Consider the following 286-nt stretch of genomic DNA (forward strand, 5'->3'; position numbering starts at 1 on the left):
GGATATGGTTGGTGACGCTACCCACGGACAGAAAATGGCCGATCTGGTCTTTGAATCCGGCGTACGGGTACTGACCAAAGACTTTAATGCCAACACCGAGACCTTTTACCTGAAAGGTAACAAACGCCGTATTAACTGGCTGATGGATCGTCTGCGTCAGGTATATACCGATGCAGATGTTCGGGTTGAAAAATTGGCGATGGTCAGTGCTATTGGCAGTGATATGAAGATACCCGGGCTGTTGCAGAGCGCCGCTGGGGCTTTGTCGGATGCCGGTGTCAATATC

General features: G+C 50.7%; 1 pseudogene. It reads left to right on the forward strand.

Annotated elements, in window-relative coordinates:
* Positions 1-34 precede the first annotated feature (34 nt).
* A pseudogene (locus Q4563_RS19205) lies at positions 35-286 on the forward strand (hypothetical protein); the annotation flags it as partial.

The organism is Gilvimarinus sp. 1_MG-2023 (genome assembly GCF_030548285.1).